22 protein-coding genes are annotated in these 18771 nt (G+C 58.6%); 15 read left to right on the forward strand and 7 right to left on the reverse strand.

The features are described from left to right. The first annotated feature begins 34 nt into the window (after nt 1-34). The 3 genes from GOV90_RS19230 (at nt 35) to GOV90_RS19240 (ending at nt 2183) form a co-directional block, all read left to right on the forward strand. The gene (locus tag GOV90_RS19230; protein WP_171096175.1) at nt 35-586 is read left to right on the forward strand and encodes a F0F1 ATP synthase subunit B'; all 552 of its coding nucleotides are present in this window, start codon (nt 35-37) and stop codon (nt 584-586) included. 5 nt (nt 587-591) lie between these two features. Continuing rightward, nucleotides 592-1152 (forward strand): F0F1 ATP synthase subunit B, encoded by a 561-nt coding sequence (locus tag GOV90_RS19235; RefSeq protein WP_171096173.1) that lies wholly within the window; start codon nt 592-594, stop codon nt 1150-1152. Nucleotides 1153-1328: 176 nt separating this feature from the next. Next, nucleotides 1329-2183 carry a hypothetical protein gene (locus GOV90_RS19240; protein WP_171105552.1) on the forward strand — a complete coding sequence of 285 codons (855 nt, stop codon included), beginning with the start codon at nt 1329-1331 and terminating at the stop codon, nt 2181-2183. Between the two features lie 42 nt (nt 2184-2225). On the opposite strand, the gene GOV90_RS19245 is transcribed toward GOV90_RS19240, so the two are convergent. Beyond that, entirely contained in the window at nt 2226-2996 is a 771-nt protein-coding gene (locus GOV90_RS19245) for a FadR/GntR family transcriptional regulator (protein WP_171096168.1), read from the reverse strand. A 149-nt stretch (nt 2997-3145) separates the two neighbouring features. On the opposite strand from GOV90_RS19245, the gene GOV90_RS19250 reads away from it, so the two are divergent. From GOV90_RS19250 to GOV90_RS19270, 5 genes are all read left to right on the forward strand, one after another. Continuing rightward, nucleotides 3146-4339 (forward strand): PLP-dependent aminotransferase family protein, encoded by a 1194-nt coding sequence (locus tag GOV90_RS19250; protein WP_171096166.1) that lies wholly within the window; start codon nt 3146-3148, stop codon nt 4337-4339. 26 nt (nt 4340-4365) lie between these two features. Continuing rightward, complete coding sequence (locus tag GOV90_RS19255; protein WP_253284813.1) at nt 4366-4791, forward strand: hypothetical protein; 426 nt, start codon at nt 4366-4368, stop codon at nt 4789-4791. Nucleotides 4792-4931: 140 nt separating this feature from the next. Continuing rightward, entirely contained in the window at nt 4932-8387 is a 3456-nt protein-coding gene (locus GOV90_RS19260; protein ID WP_171096164.1) for a chromosome segregation SMC family protein, read from the forward strand. Between the two features lie 53 nt (nt 8388-8440). Then, nucleotides 8441-8791, forward strand: coding sequence for a hypothetical protein (locus GOV90_RS19265; protein ID WP_171096163.1), 351 nt, complete (start codon nt 8441-8443; stop codon nt 8789-8791). 223 nt (nt 8792-9014) lie between these two features. After that, nucleotides 9015-9353 carry an acyl-CoA thioesterase gene (locus GOV90_RS19270; protein WP_171096391.1) on the forward strand — a complete coding sequence of 113 codons (339 nt, stop codon included), beginning with the start codon at nt 9015-9017 and terminating at the stop codon, nt 9351-9353. Nucleotides 9354-9368: 15 nt separating this feature from the next. Here GOV90_RS19270 and GOV90_RS19275 read toward each other — a convergent pair whose 3' ends face one another. Genes GOV90_RS19275 through GOV90_RS19285 form a run of 3 tightly spaced genes read right to left on the reverse strand, consistent with a single transcriptional unit; the run spans nt 9369 to nt 12426 of the window. Then, the gene (locus GOV90_RS19275; protein WP_171096161.1) at nt 9369-10532 is read right to left on the reverse strand and encodes a lytic murein transglycosylase; all 1164 of its coding nucleotides are present in this window, start codon (nt 10530-10532) and stop codon (nt 9369-9371) included. A gap of 11 nt (nt 10533-10543) precedes the next feature. Next, nucleotides 10544-11464, reverse strand: a complete 921-nt coding sequence (cbiB, locus tag GOV90_RS19280) for an adenosylcobinamide-phosphate synthase CbiB (protein WP_171096159.1) — start codon at nt 11462-11464, stop codon at nt 10544-10546. Next, complete coding sequence (locus GOV90_RS19285; protein WP_171096155.1) at nt 11461-12426, reverse strand: threonine-phosphate decarboxylase; 966 nt, start codon at nt 12424-12426, stop codon at nt 11461-11463. Before GOV90_RS19285 ends, cbiB begins: the two co-directional genes overlap by 4 nt. Before the next feature lie 185 nt (nt 12427-12611). On the opposite strand from GOV90_RS19285, the gene GOV90_RS19290 reads away from it, so the two are divergent. Beyond that, nucleotides 12612-12974: a response regulator transcription factor gene (locus GOV90_RS19290; protein ID WP_171096153.1), complete on the forward strand. Its 363-nt coding sequence runs from the start codon at nt 12612-12614 to the stop codon at nt 12972-12974. On the opposite strand, the gene GOV90_RS19295 is transcribed toward GOV90_RS19290, so the two are convergent. Next, nucleotides 12956-13945 carry a glutathione S-transferase family protein gene (locus tag GOV90_RS19295; RefSeq protein ID WP_171096151.1) on the reverse strand — a complete coding sequence of 330 codons (990 nt, stop codon included), beginning with the start codon at nt 13943-13945 and terminating at the stop codon, nt 12956-12958. The two genes, GOV90_RS19290 and GOV90_RS19295, sit on opposite strands and share 19 nt — an antisense overlap. 212 nt (nt 13946-14157) lie before the next feature. Here GOV90_RS19295 and GOV90_RS19300 point away from each other — a divergent pair, with 212 nt between their 5' ends. Then, the gene (locus tag GOV90_RS19300; RefSeq protein WP_171096148.1) at nt 14158-14511 is read left to right on the forward strand and encodes a hypothetical protein; all 354 of its coding nucleotides are present in this window, start codon (nt 14158-14160) and stop codon (nt 14509-14511) included. On the opposite strand, the gene GOV90_RS19305 is transcribed toward GOV90_RS19300, so the two are convergent. Beyond that, nucleotides 14508-15035, reverse strand: a complete 528-nt coding sequence (locus GOV90_RS19305; RefSeq protein WP_171096145.1) for a murein L,D-transpeptidase family protein — start codon at nt 15033-15035, stop codon at nt 14508-14510. The genes GOV90_RS19300 and GOV90_RS19305 overlap by 4 nt on opposite strands. Nucleotides 15036-15038: 3 nt before the next feature. Beyond that, nucleotides 15039-16211, reverse strand: coding sequence for a MalY/PatB family protein (locus tag GOV90_RS19310; protein WP_171096142.1), 1173 nt, complete (start codon nt 16209-16211; stop codon nt 15039-15041). Between the two features lie 94 nt (nt 16212-16305). Here GOV90_RS19310 and def (GOV90_RS19315) point away from each other — a divergent pair, with 94 nt between their 5' ends. The 5 genes from def (GOV90_RS19315) to GOV90_RS19335 are packed head-to-tail and all read left to right on the forward strand — an operon-like array spanning nt 16306 to nt 18753. Then, a complete protein-coding gene (gene def / locus GOV90_RS19315; RefSeq protein ID WP_171096140.1) occupies nt 16306-16824 on the forward strand; it encodes a peptide deformylase in 519 nt (172 codons plus the stop codon). After that, nucleotides 16821-17315 carry a peptide deformylase gene (def, locus tag GOV90_RS19320; RefSeq protein ID WP_171096139.1) on the forward strand — a complete coding sequence of 165 codons (495 nt, stop codon included), beginning with the start codon at nt 16821-16823 and terminating at the stop codon, nt 17313-17315. Before def (GOV90_RS19315) ends, def (GOV90_RS19320) begins: the two co-directional genes overlap by 4 nt. A gap of 42 nt (nt 17316-17357) precedes the next feature. Continuing rightward, the gene (gene fmt / locus GOV90_RS19325) at nt 17358-18272 is read left to right on the forward strand and encodes a methionyl-tRNA formyltransferase (protein WP_171096135.1); all 915 of its coding nucleotides are present in this window, start codon (nt 17358-17360) and stop codon (nt 18270-18272) included. A gap of 6 nt (nt 18273-18278) precedes the next feature. Further along, the gene (locus GOV90_RS19330) at nt 18279-18515 is read left to right on the forward strand and encodes a hypothetical protein (protein ID WP_171096133.1); all 237 of its coding nucleotides are present in this window, start codon (nt 18279-18281) and stop codon (nt 18513-18515) included. 1 nt (nt 18516) lies between these two features. Beyond that, nucleotides 18517-18753, forward strand: coding sequence for a GlsB/YeaQ/YmgE family stress response membrane protein (locus GOV90_RS19335; RefSeq protein WP_171096132.1), 237 nt, complete (start codon nt 18517-18519; stop codon nt 18751-18753). Nucleotides 18754-18771: the final 18 nt, after the last annotated feature.

Below are 18771 nucleotides of genomic sequence, written 5' to 3' on the forward strand. Positions count from 1 at the left end.
CTGTTGTAAAGACAACGTTCCGACGGAGGACATCATGGCGACTGAACCCATTACGAAAGAAGTAGCTGGCTCGTGCGTTGACTCCTATGGCTCTGCCATCGGTATGCCGCAGCTCTGCTTCGATTGGTTCCCCAACCAGATTTTCTGGCTGGTCATTACGCTGGTCGTCATCTTTCTGGTCCTGTCCCGCGTGGCTCTGCCTCGCATCGCGGCAATCCTGGCTGAACGTCAGGGGACCATTACCAACGACCTGGCTGCGGCCGAAGATCTGAAGGCCAAGGCGGTCGAGGCTGAAGAAGCCTACAACAAAGCGCTGGCCGATGCCCGTTCTGAGGCACAGCGTATCGCAGCGGAAGCCCGCGCCGAAATTCAGGCTGGTCTGGATGACGCGATAGCAAAAGCGGATGCGGAAATCGCTGCAAAAGCGGCTGAATCGGAAAAGGCAATTGCCGAAATCCGAGCCGGTGCGCTGGAAAGCATTCAAGTGGTTGCCAAGGACACGGCTGCCGAACTGGTTACAGCACTTGGCGGCGAAGCGGATGCGGATGCCATTGCCGGTGCCGTAGATGCGCAGACGAAAGGATAAGTGACATGCGGAACACTCTTGCTCTTATCCTGACATTTGGTGCGGCCAGCCCGGCCTTTGCGGCCAAAGGCCCGTTCTTTTCGCTTGGCAATACGGACTTTGTCGTCCTTCTGGGCTTTATCGTCTTCATTGCGGTTCTGTTCTACTTCAAGGTCCCCGGCATGATCGGTGGGGCGCTGGACAACCGTGCCGAAGGCATCAAGTCCGAGCTGGACGAAGCGCGCGCCCTGCATGAAGAAGCACGTAGCTTGCTGGCTTCTTACGAGCGCAAGCAGCGTGAAGTTCAGGGACAGGCTGATGCAATCGTTGCAGCGGCCAAGGAAGACGCGGCTCTGGCAGCGGAACAGGCGAAGGTTGACCTTGAAAAGTCAATTGAACGCCGTCTGGCTGCAGCTCAGGACCAGATTGCTTCGGCCGAAGCGTCTGCTGTGAAAGAAGTGCGTGATCAGGCCGTTTCGGTCGCAGTTGCTGCGGCGGGTTCGGTTCTGGCCAAGCAAATGACTGCAGCACAAGCCAACAAACTGATCGACGCGTCGATTGCAGATGTAGGCACCAAGCTGCACTGACGGTTGACCCGCCAGACAAATGATACAGTTGACCCGGGGGCGTTTCGCTTTCGGGTCTTTTGTTTTGTGGCGAGTTCTGCTTGATTTGAAGCACACTCCGAATCCTGCCAACCGTTGGGGAACTGGTCGACAGGGAAGCTTTGCAGCTAGCGTGATAACACAGGGAAAGACTGAACGTGTCGGGCGACGCAGTTTCGATGAATATTGTAGGCGTGGTCAGAAATGGTGGCGCGGCGCTGATCGACACGATCAACAGGATTCAAAACCTGTCCGCTCAGTTGCACCGGTATTCGGTCATCATTGCGACCAACGACAATTCGGACGATACGAACCGTGTGTTGAACGACTACGCCGAACGAAACCGGCATGTCGACATCATTCAGCTGGACGGGCTTGTTTCTAGATTTCCTGACCGGATTGAGCGCATCACTGCGGCCAGAAATGCCATACTCAACAGGCTGGAAGCAAAAGACGATGACAACGAGCTGACCCTGGTGCTGGATCTGAATGGTCCGAATACGTGCCTGGACGTTCAAGCGGTTCTGACCGCCGCGAAAAGGGTCACTCCTTTGTGGGAAGGCGTCTTTGCCAATTCCAAACCTGCATATTACGACATTTATGCTCTGCGCTGCCCCGGCTGGTGTGATGAAGACGTCTGGCAGCGCATTCAGAGCACGCGCAGGCCTTTGTTCGGGCGCCGGAAATGGCGCCGGGCGTTGTTGAAGTCAGCGGTTTTTGATCGGCAATTCCATATTCCCACCGAAACCCCGCTTATCGCGGTCGACAGCGCGTTCGGAGGTGCCGGGTTGTACAAAACTCGTGCGCTCCGGGGCTTGCGCTATTCGTGCCGCGACGAAAAGGGGCAGCGGGTGTGCGAACATGTGATGCTTCACAAACGGCTTCGGGACCGTGGCGCAAGGCTGTTCATTGACCCGGCCCTGACAACAGTGGCCCTTGATCGTCATTTGGGAGAAGGCAGTGGAAAACCCTTTCCGCGCCACCTGCTCCCCGCTGCAACAGGGGCCGCTTAGTCGCGGCGTTTTCCACATTCGACCGGCAAATAATGGTGGCGCTTAGGCCCGCCCGGTTTCATGTTGCAAACGTTGTTGCGCAATAGATTCGTTTCGATCCGTCTTCCTTTGATCGGCCATGCAACGTTCGACAAAATCAAGGTGCTGTTCAATTGCGGTGCGCGCGGCTAAAGGACTGCGCGCCTGTAACGCGTCATTGATGGCCCGATGCTGGTCTAAAATCGCTTCGCGTGTGGCGCGCTGTTGGAACATCGTCTGACGGTTGTAGAACACGCCCTGCACCAACAAATCATACATCGAGCGCATCATATGCAACATGATGACATTATGGCTGGCCTCGATGATGGCCATATGGAATTCAGCATCCAGTTGCGCCTCGTCATCCGCTGCATTCCGGTCGTGGGCCGCTTGCATCTTGTCAAAGATCGCCTGAACCACTTTCAGGTCGCTCTCGGATCCTTGGCGCGCAGCCCTTTCCGCTGCCAACCCTTCCATGTCGCGGCGAAAAGACAGGTAATCAAACACCGCTTCGTCATGACTGCCAAACAAACGGATCAGCGCAGGGGAAAAGGCCGATCCCAGAACCTCGGCCACGTAGATCCCAGATCCAGCCTTGGCGGTCAGCAATCCTTGCGCCTGAAGCTCAGATATTGCGTCGCGTAGGGACGGGCGGGACACACCCATCCGCTCGGCCAATTCACGTTCCGAGGGGAGACGTTCGCCAGGGCGCAGGATGCCGCGCAGGATCAGAAGCTCGATCTGGCGAACGACAGCAAGCGAGAGTTTTTCGGTTTCAACTTTGTGAAAGGGCATGTTGTTTCCGCAATTGGTCAAGTCATTTGACCACGGACATGGGGCACGTTCAAGAACACCTGTTCACATCGGCTGAAATAATAGGTCAGCATTATTGACTTTAAATCATCTGGCAATAGGCTGCCCGAAACTGAGATCGGAGGAGCCTCATGTCCCAACATCCCTTGTTTGCCACCCGGGCTTCCCGGATGAAGGCATCAGAAATCCGAGAGCTGCTGAAACTGCTCGACCAACCAGGGATCATTTCCTTTGCAGGCGGCATTCCGGATCCAGCGTTGTTTCCCGCTGATGCGTTTGCACAGGCGTTTCAAGCAGCGCTGGGGCCAGAGACACAAGCGCAGGCACTGCAATATTCGGTCAGCGAAGGTTATGTCCCGCTGCGCAAATGGCTGGCGCAGCACATGCGTGAAATCGGAGTGGCGTGTGACATCGACAACATTCTGATCACGTCGGGATCGCAGCAGGCGCTGGATTATCTTGGCAAGCTGTTTTTGTCGCCCGGCGACACCGCCCTGGTTGGCTGGCCCACCTATCTGGGCGCGCTTGCAGCGTTCAACGCGTATGAACCCCGGTTTGATCGGGTGAACAGCAACAGCGGGGCCGAAGAATACAAGGCAGCAGCCGGGGACGGGGCGGTGAAATTCGCTTACCTGTCGGCGGATTTTGCCAACCCAACCGGCGAAACTCTGGATCTGCAAGGCAGGGAAGCTTTGTTGGATTTGGCAGAAGAGTTGGATTGCGCCATAATCGAAGACGGGGCCTATCAGGCGTTGCGCTATGACGGGGATCCGATCCCACCAATCCTGTCTTTGGAGCTGGCCCGCAAAGGATCAATTGAAGACTGTCGGACGATCTATTGCGGTAGCTTTTCAAAAACCCTGTCTCCGGGGCTGCGCATGGGCTGGGTCGTGGCGCCCAAGCCGATCATATCTCAGTTGGTTTTGTTGAAGCAGGCGGCGGACCTGCATTCGGCGACCATAAACCAAATGGCCGTTTATGACGTGGCGCAAGCGTGTTTTGACAGCCATATTCCCCAAGTGCGTGCGGTTTATCAGAACCGTCGCGATGTGATGCTGGACGCGTTGGAACAGCATATGCCCGACGGGGTCGAGTGGACCCGGCCCGAGGGCGGTATGTTCATCTGGGTCACGCTGCCTGCAGGGGGCAGTGGGTCTGAATTGCTGGCGCGTGCGTTGGACACGGTGAAAGTGGCGTTTGTGCCGGGTCAGGCATTCTTCCCGGATGGCAGCGGCGCCAATACCATTCGACTTAGCTTTTCAAATTCTGACGAGGCAGCAATCCGCGAAGGTATTCGTCGGTTGGGTGAAGTACTGCGGGCCTGATACGCAGAAAGGATCTGTTAACCAAAATGCTGCAACTCTGCGGCATGATCCGGTGTCTTGCCCCTTTGCTGTTGGCCGCCTGTGCGGCCGGAACCCCTCATTTCCGCGACGTGCCTGCCACGCGTGTATCGGTGAATGGCAGCGTGTTCGACGTGCGCGTGCGCGGTGAGCTGGCCGAAGCGGTTCGGGTCAACGCGCAATACGCGCCACGGCTGGGTCCGGTCCGAGACCGGGCCGCCCTTGCGATGGCTCAGGTTTCGGGGTGTCCGATTCTGGATGTGCTGGGCGATGCGGCGGTAACGGTTGGGGTTTTGGGGTGTGATCGAGACGCGGGCGAGCGGTTGCTGCTGACTGCTGTTTCTACGCCCAACTATGAATGCATCGACTATGGCATCTACGAAAACGTAGGGGATGACTACGGCTATCAGGTCTTTGAGTGCACCCCATATTGATATACGCGTGTTCTTGGGTATTTCGGCAAGATATTGTGGATAACTCAAAATGATATCCCATATCCTGCGCAACTACGTTGACTCGGACCCTATCCCTTGCGCAGACTTTCAACTCATAGGAATCACGGGACACGCTGCCATTGCGTTTCAGCAAGCTCAAACTGACCGGCTTCAAAAGCTTTGTTGATCCAACCGATCTGATCATCGCAGACGGGTTGACCGGTGTGGTGGGGCCAAATGGCTGTGGCAAGTCCAATCTTCTGGAAGCATTGCGTTGGGTGATGGGTGAAAACCGGCCCAAATCCATGCGTGGTGGCGCGATGGAAGACGTGATTTTCGCAGGTGCTGCCACGCGTCCTGCACGCAATTTTGCTGAGGTCGTCCTGACCATGGACAACTCGGAACGTCTTGCGCCATCTGGATTCAACGACAGCGATCAGTTGGAGATCGTACGGCGCATCACCCGCGATGTTGGCAGCGCTTACAAGACCAACGGCAAGGATGTGCGCGCGCGCGATGTACAGATGCTGTTCGCCGATGCTTCGACGGGGGCACATTCGCCTGCGCTGGTCGGGCAGAACCGCATCGCCGAATTGATCAACGCCAAACCCCGCGCGCGCCGCCGCATTCTGGAAGAAGCTGCCGGGATCTCGGGTCTGTATCAACGTCGGCACGAAGCCGAGCTAAAGCTGAAAGGCACCGAGGCGAACCTGACCCGCGTCGATGACGTTCTGGAACAGCTTGGTGGGCAATTGGCTCAACTGGCGCGCCAAGCCCGTCAGGCCGCGCGATACCGTGAAATCGGCGAACAACTGCGTCAGGCCGAAGGGATGCTGCTGTATCGACGCTGGAAAGAGGCTGATATGGCCCGCCAGCAGGCAGAGGAAAAGCTGCGCGAACGTATCACCGAAGCTTCCCGTGCCGAGGCCGAGGCGCGCGCTGCCGCTGCAAAACGTGCCGAGATCGAAGAAACTTTGCCGCCACTTCGTGAAGAAGAGGCAATCGCAGCTGCGGTTCTGCAACGTCACCAGGTGCAGCGCGATCAACTTTCCGATCAGGAAACCCGCGCGCGGCAGACCATTGAGACGCTGACAAACCGTATTCAGCAGCTTGGCCACGATATTGAGCGTGAAACCGGTCTGAATCGAGACGCAGGTCAAATGATTGAGCGCCTGGAATGGGAAGCGCGCGAGCTGGCAAAGGCGGCTGAAGGCCATGACGAGAAAGTGACTGAGGCGGCAGAAATCGCGCGTGAGGCAGCCTCGATCCTGCAAAACCGTGAAGACCACCTGTCGCAACAGACCGAAGATATGGCCCGTCTGGTCGCCCGGCACCAGTCAGCCCAACGTTTGGTCGAAGACAGCCGCAAGACATTGGCCCGGTCTGAGGGTGAAGAGGAAAAGGCACGGCAGGCAGTGGATAAGGCCAAAACCGCCTTGACCCGCGCCAGCGAGGCGTTTGAAGCCGCCCAGGAAGGTGAGGAAGAAGCCCGCGAAGCCGCGGAAGCCGCCGAAGAGGCTCTGGCAGCTGCGGATGAGCTGCGCAATGAAACACAAGCGCGCGAGGCCGAAGCACGCGCGCAGCGTTCTGAGGCCGAAGGTGAGCTTGGCGCGATCCGGGCCGAAACCACGGCGCTGGCCAAGCTGGTGGAACGCGACACTGCCGAAGGTGGTCAAGTGCTGGATCTGCTGCGCGTCGCGCCAGGCTTTGAAAAGGCTCTGGGCGCGGCCCTGGCCGATGATCTGCGCGCGCCCTTGGTCGAGGGCGATGGCCCTTCTGGCTGGGTGCAGGTGGCAGGATATGACAGCGATCAGCCTTTGCCGGTTGGGGTCGAACCGCTGGCGCTTCACGTCTCGGGTCCGGATCGTCTCAGCCGTCGGATTGCACAGATCGGTCTTGTGGATGCCGATCAGGGCGCGCGTTTGCAAGCAGCGTTGAAACCGGGCCAACGGTTGGTGTCCCGTTCGGGTGATTTGTGGCGCTGGGACGGCTTCCGTGCATGGGCCGAAGATGCCCCAAGCGCAGCTGCACTGCGGTTGGAGCAGCTCAATAAACTGGAAGCGCTTAAGCAGGAACTTGCCCGTACCGAGGCCCAAGCAGATGGCGCCCGCGCCGCGCATGAAGCGCTGTCCAGGCAATTGGCAGATGTGACTGAGGCCGACCGTCGTGCGCGAGAAACCCGCCGCGCCGCGGATCAGCGCATGGCCGAAACTGCGCGCTTGCTTAGCCGCGCCGAAGCGGATCGTAATCTGGCGCAGGGTAAACTGGAGACCCTGACCCTTGCCGTAGATCGCCACAAGGAAGACGCTATGGCGGCCCGCGCGCAGCTGCGCGAAGCCGAGGGCGCATTGAGCGGCTTGGGCGATCTCGACAGTGCACGAGCCGAGGTCGAAAACATCAAACAAACTGTCGAGGCGGCGCGGATCACGATGCTGACCCACCGTTCGACCCATGATGAGCTGCGTCGTGAGGGGGACGCGCGCACCCGCCGCTCGCAGGAGGTCACAAAAGACCTCAGCGGGTGGCGGCATAGACTGGAAACCGCGGAAAAACGGATCTCGGAACTGGCTGAGCGCAAAGAAAGCTCGGAAGAGGAGCTGACCGACGCCATGGCTGCTCCCGGCGAGATTGCTGAAGCGCGGGAAGAGCTGAACGAATTGATCGAAGCCGCCGAAGCGCGCCGGGCAGAGGCTGCGGACAAGCTGGCCGAGGCAGAGACCCAGCAGCGTGAGGTTGTTCTGGCAGAACGTGAAGCGGAACGCCTGGCTTCGGAAGCGCGCGAAAGCCGCGCGGCGGTCGAGGCACGCTGTGATGCGGCAAAGGAAAGTGTGGTCGCTGCGGCAGAACGGATCGCCGAGGATCAACAACTGACCCCGAACCAGTTGCTGAATCAGTTGGATGTGAACCCCGATCAGATGCCTGCTGCGGATGTTCTGGAATCCGAGGTGAACCGCCACAAGCGTCAACGCGACGCTATGGGTGCGGTGAACTTGCGTGCGGAAGAAGACAGCAAAGAAGTTCAGGAAGAATTCGACACGCTCAGCAGCGAAAAAGCGGATTTGGAAGAGGCCATCAAGGCCCTGCGCAGCGGCATCGCCAGCCTCAATCGCGAAGGACGCGAACGGTTGTTGACCGCGTTTGAACAGGTGAACTCGAACTTCGCTATGTTGTTCAAGCACCTGTTTGGGGGTGGTGAGGCCAATCTGGTCATGGTCGAAAGCGACGATCCGCTGGATGCCGGTCTTGAGATCATGTGCCAGCCGCCGGGCAAGAAACTGTCGACCCTCAGCCTGTTGTCTGGCGGGGAACAGACCCTGACCGCGACCGCGTTGATCTTTGGTGTGTTCCTGGCCAATCCCGCACCGATCTGTGTGTTGGACGAGGTCGACGCGCCGCTGGACGACGCCAACGTTACACGCTTTTGCGACCTGCTGGACGAGATGTGCCGCCAGACCGATACGCGGTTCCTGATCATCACGCACCACGCAGTGACAATGGCGCGGATGGACCGGCTGTTTGGCGTCACGATGCAGGAGCAAGGCGTAAGCCAGTTGGTCTCGGTTGATCTGAAAAAGGCCGAACAGATGGTCGCGTGACCGTTCACTGCAAGTTTATGACGTTTGCGCTCGGATCGCGCTAACTTGGGCGCATGACACGATTTCTATTCCCCGCCCTGTTCGTAGCCAGCTCAGCTTATGCTGCAGACTGGCCTTTAAAGTCCGGGGACATTCCCCTGACATCAGCAGAGCTTGACGCTTTGGCAGGCCAAACATTCACCTTCTACGATGACGGTCAGGCCAAATTCTCGGCCGGTGGGGCATATTCCTATACCTATGCCAGCGGAGACTCGGCTTTTGGCACATATTCCATCGCCGAGGACGGCAGCGTCTGTATCGCCTATCGCAACGGGTTCAGCCGGTGTGATTTGTATGTGCGCAGTGGCGAACGGCTGATCCTGATTGATCAGAAAGGAGACCGCTATCCCGTCCGGCCTCAGTAAATCTTGTCTGAATTGAGATACATAACCTAAGCGCAATGCTGGTGTTCTCTTCATTTTGGTGGGAAATCTTGCCACACTAAACCGACGACCACGCCAGTCAATGGCTTAGGAGGGGATTGAACCTGTGGCAGAAAACACCGACGACCGGCTCGCTTTAGGTAAAAAACGCGGGTCGCATGGCCGCCAACAGGACGAGGGTGTTCTGGTTATTCGCACGATAGCGATGCCCGCAGACACCAATCCGGCCGGTGACATTTTTGGCGGTTGGCTGATGTCGCAAATGGATTTGGCGGCAGGTAATATGGCGGCGCGCGTGGCGCAGGGGCGAACAGCGACCGTTTCCGTCGAGGCGATGCAGTTCTTGCACCCGGTCAAGGTTGGGGACGAAGTGACGCTGTATGCGACGCTGACGCATGTTGGGCGCACATCCATTCGCGTTCACGTGGATGTCTGGGCGCGCCCGAGGCAATCGCAGAATGGAAAAAAGGTTACGGAAGCCGAGTTCGTGTTCGTCGCTTTGGACGAAAACGGTGCGCCGCGCCCGGTGTTCGACGACAGTTAAGCGCGGCGTGTCAAGTTAAAGCCGGTTCAGCAAGTCGACCGTTGGCCAGGCATCTGCAGGCAAGCCCAAGCGGGCCTGTTCGGCCTGCACCGCAGCGCGTGTTCCGGCCCCCAGAATCCCGTCGATCTTGCCCACGTTATACCCTTTGGCTTGCAGTTTGGTTTGCAGCTCTTTCATCTGCGTTCCGTTCAAACCTTGCGCTGGATTGCCCGCATCATAGACTTGTGCACCTTCCAGTCGCGTGCCGAAATAGGCGGCGGTCAGAACGTAGACAAAGCTTTGATTCCATTCGAAATAGACGTCGAAATTCGGGTAGGCCAGAAAGGCCGGGCCATTGCGCCCTTGCGGCAGGATCAGCGAGGCAGGCAGGTTGGCCAACGACCCGCTGCGCGCCTGCACGCCCATGGCTTGCCAATCGGCCACCGAGCGGGGTTTACCCGGGCCGGACAGGGACCAGTCCATCTGAGCGGGCACCGTGACCTCTTGCAACCATGGCTCGCCCGCGCGCCAGCCCAGATGCGACAGCATTTTGCCCCCGGACATCAGCGCATCAGCGGCCGAGGTTTTCAAGCGGACATGCCCGTCACCATCACCGTCGACCCCGTTTTCCAAAATGTCGCGCGGCAGCATTTGGACCATGCCAATCTCTCCGGCCCATGCACCAGTCGTGCGGGCCGGGTCGAAATCGCCGTTTTGATACAGCTCGATAGCGGCGAAGATTTGTGGGCGAAACAATTCGGGCCTGCGGCAGTCGTGCGCCAAAGTCACCAGCGCGTTGCGGGTGTTGAAGTCCCCCTGGAACGAGCCATAGTCGGTCTCGAACGCCCAGAAGGCCAGCAGCACCCCGCGTGAGATACCGTATTCTTGTTCGATCCGGTTAAAGACCGCATCATATTTGCGCGACATGGCCTGCCCGCGTTCAATCCGGTTGGCCGAGATCAGGCGGCGCGAAAACTCGATGAACGGTTTCTGAAACACCCCTTGCGCCCGGTCGGCCCTGAGCACCGCATTGTCTTGCTGCACACCTTTGAAAAATGCGTTCACGGTGGATTTGTCAAAGCCTTGTTGCATGGCTTCGGTCTTCAAGCCTTTGACAAAGGAATTGAACCCACCCCCACATTGGGCAAAGGCAGGAGAAGCAAGCAAAGCGGCGGAAACCAGGCTGGAAAGAAAACGCATGAAGAGACCCGTCAGAAAATCAGATTGACCCCAACCCACACTGACACGAGCCCAAGCGCAAGCCCCCAAACGCTCCACAACATGTGACATGCGCGGAAAACCTCCGCCGCCCCGATCTCGCGCGGCGCGTCGCCATTGACCCAGGCCAGGTCCCGCAGCTTTCCATCATAGCTGCGTGGCCCGGCGAGGGCGATGTTCAGCGCGCGGGCCATCGCGGCCTCGGGCCAGCCTGCATTGGGCGAGATATGGCGGCGCGCATCCCCAACAATTTCGCGCCAGCGCGACCGTTGGCCTGAGAGCGCCACGATCAGTACACAGGTCAGGCGGGCCGGGATCAGGTTCAGCAAGTCATCGAACCGTGCCGAGGCCCAGCCAAACTCGCTGTACTTTTCATTGCGATACCCGATCATGCTGTCGGCGGTATTCACGGCTTTGTAGACCAACAGCCCCGGCAACCCGGCGACGAGAAACCAGAAAGCGGGTGCAATGATCCCGTCGCTGACGTTTTCCGCCGCGCTTTCGATGGCCGAACGCGCCACCTGCGCCTCGGTCATGTCGCGGGTATCGCGTGAGACGATCATCGCCACCTGTGCCCGCCCCTCGGTCAGCGAAGTCAACAGCCCGTCACCCACAGCACGCACATGCGTGACCAGAGATTTCTGTGCCAGCAGGATCGCGCAAACCAGAATTTCGACCACCGGTCCCAGCAACGAAAGCGCCCAGCCAAGCCCCCATGCGCCGCAAAGCAACAGGACCAGCACGAAAACGCCTTTCAATCGTCGCGTATTCCCGTGATTCAGCCGTTTGTCCAACCAGCCAATCAGATTGCCTATCATCACTGCGGGGTGTTTGACGCGAGACCAGAGCCAGTCAGGCTCTCCAAGTGCGGCGTCTAGGCACATGGCGCAGACCAGCATCAGGCCAACGCTCACAGCGCGGCCTCTAATCTGTCCCAGCCATTCTTGGGTGGCAGGCCCAGGCGTAGATATGTGGTTGAATAGGGGAAAATGCGGCTCCAGATATGGTTCTGTGCCAGCCTGTCCTGCCAATTAGCGGCGTCGTCGACCTTGTACAGGCGGAACAGGCTGGTGCCGCCAACGATCTGAGCGCACTTGGCCGTCATCAGAGTATCCAGCCGCGCGGCCTCTTCAGTCAGACGCACGCGTGTGGCGTCAGCCCAACCGTTGTCTGAAAAGGCTTGGGTTCCAATGCGCAGGGCAGGGCCCGACACGGACCACGGACCGGTCAAATCGTTTAGCCGGTTGATCAGGTCTGGCCGTCCGATTGCAAACCCCAGACGCATTCCAGCCAGCCCCCAGAACTTGCCAAAGCTCTTCAGCACGATCACACCGGAGCGGTCCGCCAGATGGATCAGAGACGCATCCGGCGTGACGTCGCAGAAGCTTTCATCAATAACGGTCAGCGGCGCTGTGACATCGCTTTCCCGCCAGATCCGCCCATCGGGGTTGTTCGGATGTACGATCACACGGGCGTCTCCGGCTGTGTCGGCCTGAACATTCCAACCCTGAGCTGAAAAGGCGGCCGCGTGTTCGTTATAAGTGGGTGGCGTGATTTGAACTGTGCCGGATGTGGCCAGCGCTGGGATACGGGCGATGATGGCGGATGCTCCTGGTGCGGGAAGGATCGCCGCGCCCTTCGGCACGTTCCAAAACCGGCGCGCGGCCTCGCTCAGGCGTTCAAAAGCCCCGTGGTCCGGCAGTTCCGTCCAATCCTCTGCTGTAAGCCCAGATATCTCATACGGGTGCGGGTTGATGCCGGTCGACAGATCGATCCAGTTGGCGCGTTGGCCGCCATATTTGACAATCGCCCTGTCCAGTCCGCCGCCGTGGTCGCGCACGGCGCGAGGGTCCAGACCGTGATCCAATGTGCTCATCTGCTCTCTCTGTGGGAAATGACCGGTTTTGGCGCGTTTCAAGCGGATTTTCGCCTCTTACACAAGCAAATCCGTGTGATCACGGACCTGTGGGGCCGCTGTTAACACTTTGTTAAGGAAATAACGAGATCACGGACCACGGGGGTCGGCACCACTCACCATATCAAGTGCCGAGGTTGTTGCAAATGAAAGTTCTGATTGTTGAGAGTAACCCCGACCTTGGTCGGGTCTGGAAAAGGCATCTGGAGCGGCAAGGCGCCGAGGTCACGCTGGTCGAGACGCAGGAGGCCGCCATTCTGGCGCTGTATGGCACGGATTTTGAAATCATCGTGCTGGATCTGGTTTTGGAAAGCGGCAGCGCATTAGCGGTGGCCGATTTCGCAAGCTATCGCCGCCCCGAGGCGCGGGTGATCTTTGTCACCAACACCACCTTTTTCTCGGACGGTTCGATCTTTGCCCACAGCCCGAATGCCTGTGCCTATGTACAAAGTGAAACGCCGCCAGAGGATCTGGCGGCGATGGTGGAGCATTACGCAGCAGGGCGTTGATCGCGTCCGTGCGGTTCCATGTATTCCAGATCCGGATTGGTCGGGATGATCCGGTGCGGATTGATGCTGTCATGGCTGTAGTGATAGTGGCGCACGATATGGTTCATGTTGACCGTAGGCGCGACACCCGGCCATTGATACAACTCGCGCGTATAGGCCCAAAGGTTCGGGTAATCGATCAGGCGACGTTTGTTGCACTTGAAATGCAAGTGATAGACTGGATCAAAACGGATCAATGTCGTGAACAGACGCCAGTCAGCCTCGGTGATCCGGTCTCCCATCAAATACCGATTGCGGGACAGGCGGTCCTCCAGCCAGTCCAACGTGGCGAACAGCGGGCCCACAGCTTCGTCATAGGCCTCTTGCGAGGTGGCAAAGCCGGACTTATAGACGCCGTTGTTCACGTCTGAATAGATGCGGGCGTTGACCTCTTCGATCTTGTCCCGCATCGCCTCGGGCCAGTAGTCATCGGTGTTGCCGGTGATCCCGTTGAAGGCCGAATTGAACATGCGGATGATTTCTGAACTTTCGTTCGAGACGATGGTCTCCTGCAGCTTGTCCCACAGGATCGGCACCGTGACGCGGCCGGAATAGGACGGATCGGCCTTGGTGTAGATTTGGTGCGCGAAGTCCATGCCGTAAAGATCGTCACCCGTTGCGCCATGATCGTCGGTCACAAAGGTCCAGCCTTTGTCCAGCATGTCAGGGTGCACAACTGAGACAGAGATCAGGTCAGTTAGCTCTTTCAATTCGCGAAAGATCAGGGTGCGGTGCGCCCAGGGGCAGGCGTGACTGACATAGAGATGATAGCGCCCGGGTTCTGCCTTGAATCCGCCCTTGCCGGACGGCCCCGCGCTTCCATCAGCCGTTAACCAGTTGCGAAATTGCGCCGCGCTGCGTTTGAACGCGCCTCCCGTAGACTTTGTGTCGTACCAAGTGTCATGCCATGTTCCGTCGACCAGCAGGCCCATTTCTTTTCCTCCGCGTAGGCGTTTGTCTGAAGATAGGTCTGTGCCCGCCCTGTGCCTATCCGAACGCCCGCGCAACTGCTCTGCATTCGCGCACAATCAGGGTTGGGATTTCTGTGCAACAATTCGCAGCCGCGCTGAATTCTGTGATGTGGTTCACTGGATTTTTACAACTGTTCCCGCACAATAGATGTCATTCACGGGGGAACGGATTAATGAGTACCTATGTTTCAAAGGAAATACGCGCCGAGTTGGACGCGGCCCGAATCGCCACGTTGAAGAAAGCCAGCCGTTTGCGGGTGGAAATGGGCAACAATACCTACAAAATCCTCAAATTGTGGAAGGACGGCTTCACTGTTGAGGCCGAAACGACACCCCGCCTGCGTGGGCTGGTCGATATCTACGATGGGGCCAACCACCTCTACCAATGCCTGATCGTCGCGGATGAGGATGAGGGTGGTGAGATGCGGTATGAGTTCAAGCGCAGCACTGCGGCCCATGACAAGGCTCCGCTGGATTTCTATCGCGCGCCGGATGCACCGATTGCCCTGTTGGGGCACGAGGACTAGGGCCGGATTTCGACGGTCGTTCCGGTTTCAGTCAGAGTCCAAAGCTGCGCCATTTCGGCGTTTGACAGCGCAATACAGCCCAAGGTCCAGTCTCCGGGCAGCGTAAAACCGGCCACCCCATTGGGTTGGCCATGGATGAAGATGTCTCCTCCGGGGTCCGTACCCTGCTGGCGTGCGCGTTTGATGTCGTCGGGTTGTGGGTAGTCAATGCCCAGCGACAGATGAAAGGCGCTGTTTGGATTGCGCCGATCGATCCTGAACAGCCCGACGGGCGTTTTACCGTCCCCTTCGATCTCTTTGTCCCCATCCGGAGCAAAGCCCAGTGCAATGTCAGCCTGCATCACCACTGCCCCGTCCAGCGTGGCCGTCAAGCGGCGGGCAGATTTCTCGATCAGGATATGGTCAATGCGCGTGGCTTCGGGTGCCATTGGCGGCGTAGGCGGGCGCGGGCCAAAGCGGTGCCAGCCAACCCAGCCGGCACCCGCGATCAACAGAGCTAGACCTATCAGCCCCAGCCGCCGCATGCCTTACTGCAAATCGCCAAAAGCCCGTTTCAGTCGGTTACAAGCTTCCTCTACCCGCGCGCGCTGCGTGGCGAGGTTGAAGCGTTCGAACGTCTCTCCACCTGTGCCGAAGCCGGGGCCAGACGATGTGGCGATCCGCGCGTCCTCGCGCAGGCGGCGGACAAATTCTGCGTGATCCATGCCCGTGCCCGAGAAATCGACCCAGGCCAGATAGGTTGCTTGTAAAGGCATCGACCACAGACCTGGAATTTCGGCGATGGTCTGATCGAACAAGCGCTTATTGCCTTCCAGATGTGCAATCTGCGCATCCACCCATTTGGCCCCCTCAGGGCTGTAGGCTGCGGTGATCATCGCCACACCCAAAGCGCTGGGGTCATAGTCCAGTGTTTGCAACCGATGCTTCATGGCCGCGCGCAGTTTGGGATCGGGAATGATCATGTTGCCGGTCCGCTGCCCGGCGATGTTGAACGTCTTTGACGCAGCGGTCAGCGTCACTGTCCAGGGTCGCGCATCCGGGGCGGCCACATCCATCGGCACGAACTTGGCACCGGGATAGACCAGATCGTGGTGGATCTCGTCCGACACAAGGATCAAACCGTTCCGCTCGGCAAACGCGGCCACGGCACGCAGTTCATCTGGCGTCCAAACACGCCCCGACGGGTTCTGTGGCGAACACCACAGCAACATCTTCTCGGACCCGTCCAGCCGCGACTGCGCGTCGTCCAGATCAAACCCATAGCTGTCGCCTTCCCGCACCAGCGGGCATTCGACGACCCGGCGGCCTGATTTGTTCACCTTATGCGCAAACTCATGATAGACGGGAGTGAAAATCACGATGCCATCGTCGGGTTCGGTCCAGACATCCAGCGACAGCGCGATTGCATTGCCCAGACCTTGGGTTGTCAGAATCCAATCTGTATCGATTTCCCAGTCATGGCGCGTTTTCATCCACCACTGGACGGAAGCCAGATAATCCGGGTGCATCCAGGAATACCCGAACACGCCATGATCAGCGGCTTTGCGCACCGCATCGATTACGCAAGGCGCTGTTTGGTAATCGGAATCGGCCGTCCACATGGCCAGCCCGTCATTGGGTGAGACGCCGTACAACATCTCCATCTTGTCCCATTTGGAACTGTTGGTGCCCCGGCGGTCGATCAGGTCGTTGAAAGTCATGTCTGCTCCGTTCTGTTGGTCGAAAGCTAACCGCAAATCGGGCAGGTGCAAGGGGGGCGTTGCGGCGCGGGACGGGATGGCCTAAATCAGCCTCATGAAACGCAATATCCTGATCCATCCCGACCCCCGCCTGAAGAAGGTCTGCGCGCCCGTAGGCGACCTTACGGACGAGCTGCGCAAACTGGCTGACGACATGCTGGAAACCATGTATGACGCGCCCGGCATCGGCCTGGCCGCGCCGCAGATCGGTGTGCTGGATCGTTTGATTGTTCTGGATTGTGTCAAGGAAGAAGGTGAAACCCCGCGCCCTCTGATCATGTTCAACCCCGAGGTCATCGCATCATCGGATGAAACCAATGTCTATGAGGAAGGGTGCCTGTCCATCCCCGATCAATACGCCGAAGTGACCCGCCCCAAGGTGGTGGACGTCACCTGGATGGATCAGAATGGCAATCTGCAGCAGGAAACCTTTGATGGGCTTTGGGCCACTTGCGTGCAACATGAGATCGATCATTTGAACGGCAAGCTGTTCATCGACTATCTCAAACCGCTGAAACGGCAGATGATCACGCGCAAGATGCAAAAGCTGAAACGCGAGAAAGCACGCTCATGACCGTGCGCACCTGCTTGCCCTGGCCCGACAAACGTCTGCGCACCGAAGCGGATGAGGTGGCAGAAATCACCGATGAAATTCGGGCGATCTGGGACGATATGATCGACACGATGGAGGCAATGCCCGGTGTTGGCCTTGCTGCGACGCAGATTGGTGTGATGTTGCGTCTGGCCGTGGTTGATGGATCGGCTGAGCGGGGCAAGGCCGTGCGTCTGGCCAACCCGGAAATCCTGCACAGCTCGATTGAGCTGCGCGAACACGAAGAAGCCAGCCCGAACTTGCCCGGTGTGTCAGCCAAGATCAAACGCCCGCGTGCAGTGACTGTGAAATACGTGAACGAACAGGGCATGGTGGACCGTCGCGACTTTGTCGGGATCGACGCCACCAGCGTGCAGCATCAGATCGATCATCTGAACGGGAAGATGTATTTCGACCGGCTCAGTAAGGTCAAACGCGACATGCTGCTGCGTAAAGCAAAGAAACTGACGTAAGTCGGGTTTCAGCCCGGTACCCGAAAAACTCCGGAGGCGAGCATGCGTGTCATCTTCATGGGAACCCCCGAATTCTCAGTCCCGGTGTTGGATGCGCTGGTTGAGGCTGGGCACGAAATTGCTGCCGTCTATTGTCAGCCGCCGCGCCCTGCTGGTCGCGGCAAGAAAGACCGCCCCACGCCCGTTCACGCCAGGGCCGAGGAGTTGGGCCTTCCCGTCCGCCATCCGGTTTCGTTGAAATCAGCCGAAGAACAAGACGCCTTTGCCGCGCTAAACGCGGATGTGGCCGTTGTCGTAGCTTATGGCCTGATCCTGCCGCAGCCTGTTCTGGATGCGCCCAAACAGGGTTGCCTGAACATCCATGCCAGCCTGTTGCCGCGTTGGCGCGGGGCCGCGCCGATCCATCGGGCGATCATGTCAGGCGACGCCGAGACCGGGATCTGCATTATGCAGATGGAGGCAGGTCTGGACACTGGCCCCGTTCTGTTGCGGCAGGTAACTGCAATCGAACCCGAAGAAACCACTGCGAAGCTACACGATCGCCTGTCGACCATGGGGGCCGCGTTGATCATCGATGCACTGGCCAATCTGCCGAACCTTGCACCTGAACCTCAGCCCGAGGACGGCGTAACTTATGCCGCTAAGATCGACAAGTCCGAGGCGCGCATTGACTGGAAACGCCCGGCGGTCGAGGTTGATCGGCAGATCCGCGGCCTGTCGCCCTTTCCCGGGGCCTGGACCGAAATGGACGGTGAGCGGATCAAGGTGCTGGCGTCGCGCGTCGCAGACGGGCTGGGCGCCCCTGGCGAAGTTTTGAATGACGATCTGCACGTGGCCTGCGGGCAGGGTGCTGTCGAACTGCTGCGCTTGCAAAGGGCAGGCAAAGGCGCGCAGGATAGGGAAACGTTTCTGCGGGGCTGGGCAATACCGACCGGCACTCAGCTGTCTTCGGAGTAAAGCCATATGTTCATGGTGATGATGGGCACCGTCGTGATTGCCGGGATTGTGGGGTACCTGTCCGAGAAATCTGGCTTTACTCATAACGGCTATCTGCCCTCGATCATCATTTGCGTGGGCGGAGCGTTCTTGTTTTATTTTGTCCGCATCATGTTTGGGATCAGCTTTGGCCCGCCGGGATTGGACGCGGTGATTTCATCTGTCGGGGCCTTGATCATCGTGCCGACCCATTGGAGGAAGTAAGATGCCCGTTGTCGCCCTGATCATCATCGGAGCAGCTGCCGGGTTTTTGGCCACCCGGCTGATGCGGATCGAGGCAGATATCCCGACGACCATGTTGATTGGGATTGTTGGCGCTTTGATCGGAGGGTTCCTGCTGCGGTTTTTGGTAACAGTCATGGGCTGGCTGTCTGGCTTTGTTGGCGCAGTTCTTGGCGCGTTACTGGTGATCTGGATCTGGCAAACCTATCTGCGCCGATAACCGCTTGACCTTGGGTCT

The sequence above is a fragment of the Ruegeria sp. HKCCA5929 genome (assembly GCF_013034525.1).
Taxonomy (GTDB): domain Bacteria; phylum Pseudomonadota; class Alphaproteobacteria; order Rhodobacterales; family Rhodobacteraceae; genus Ruegeria.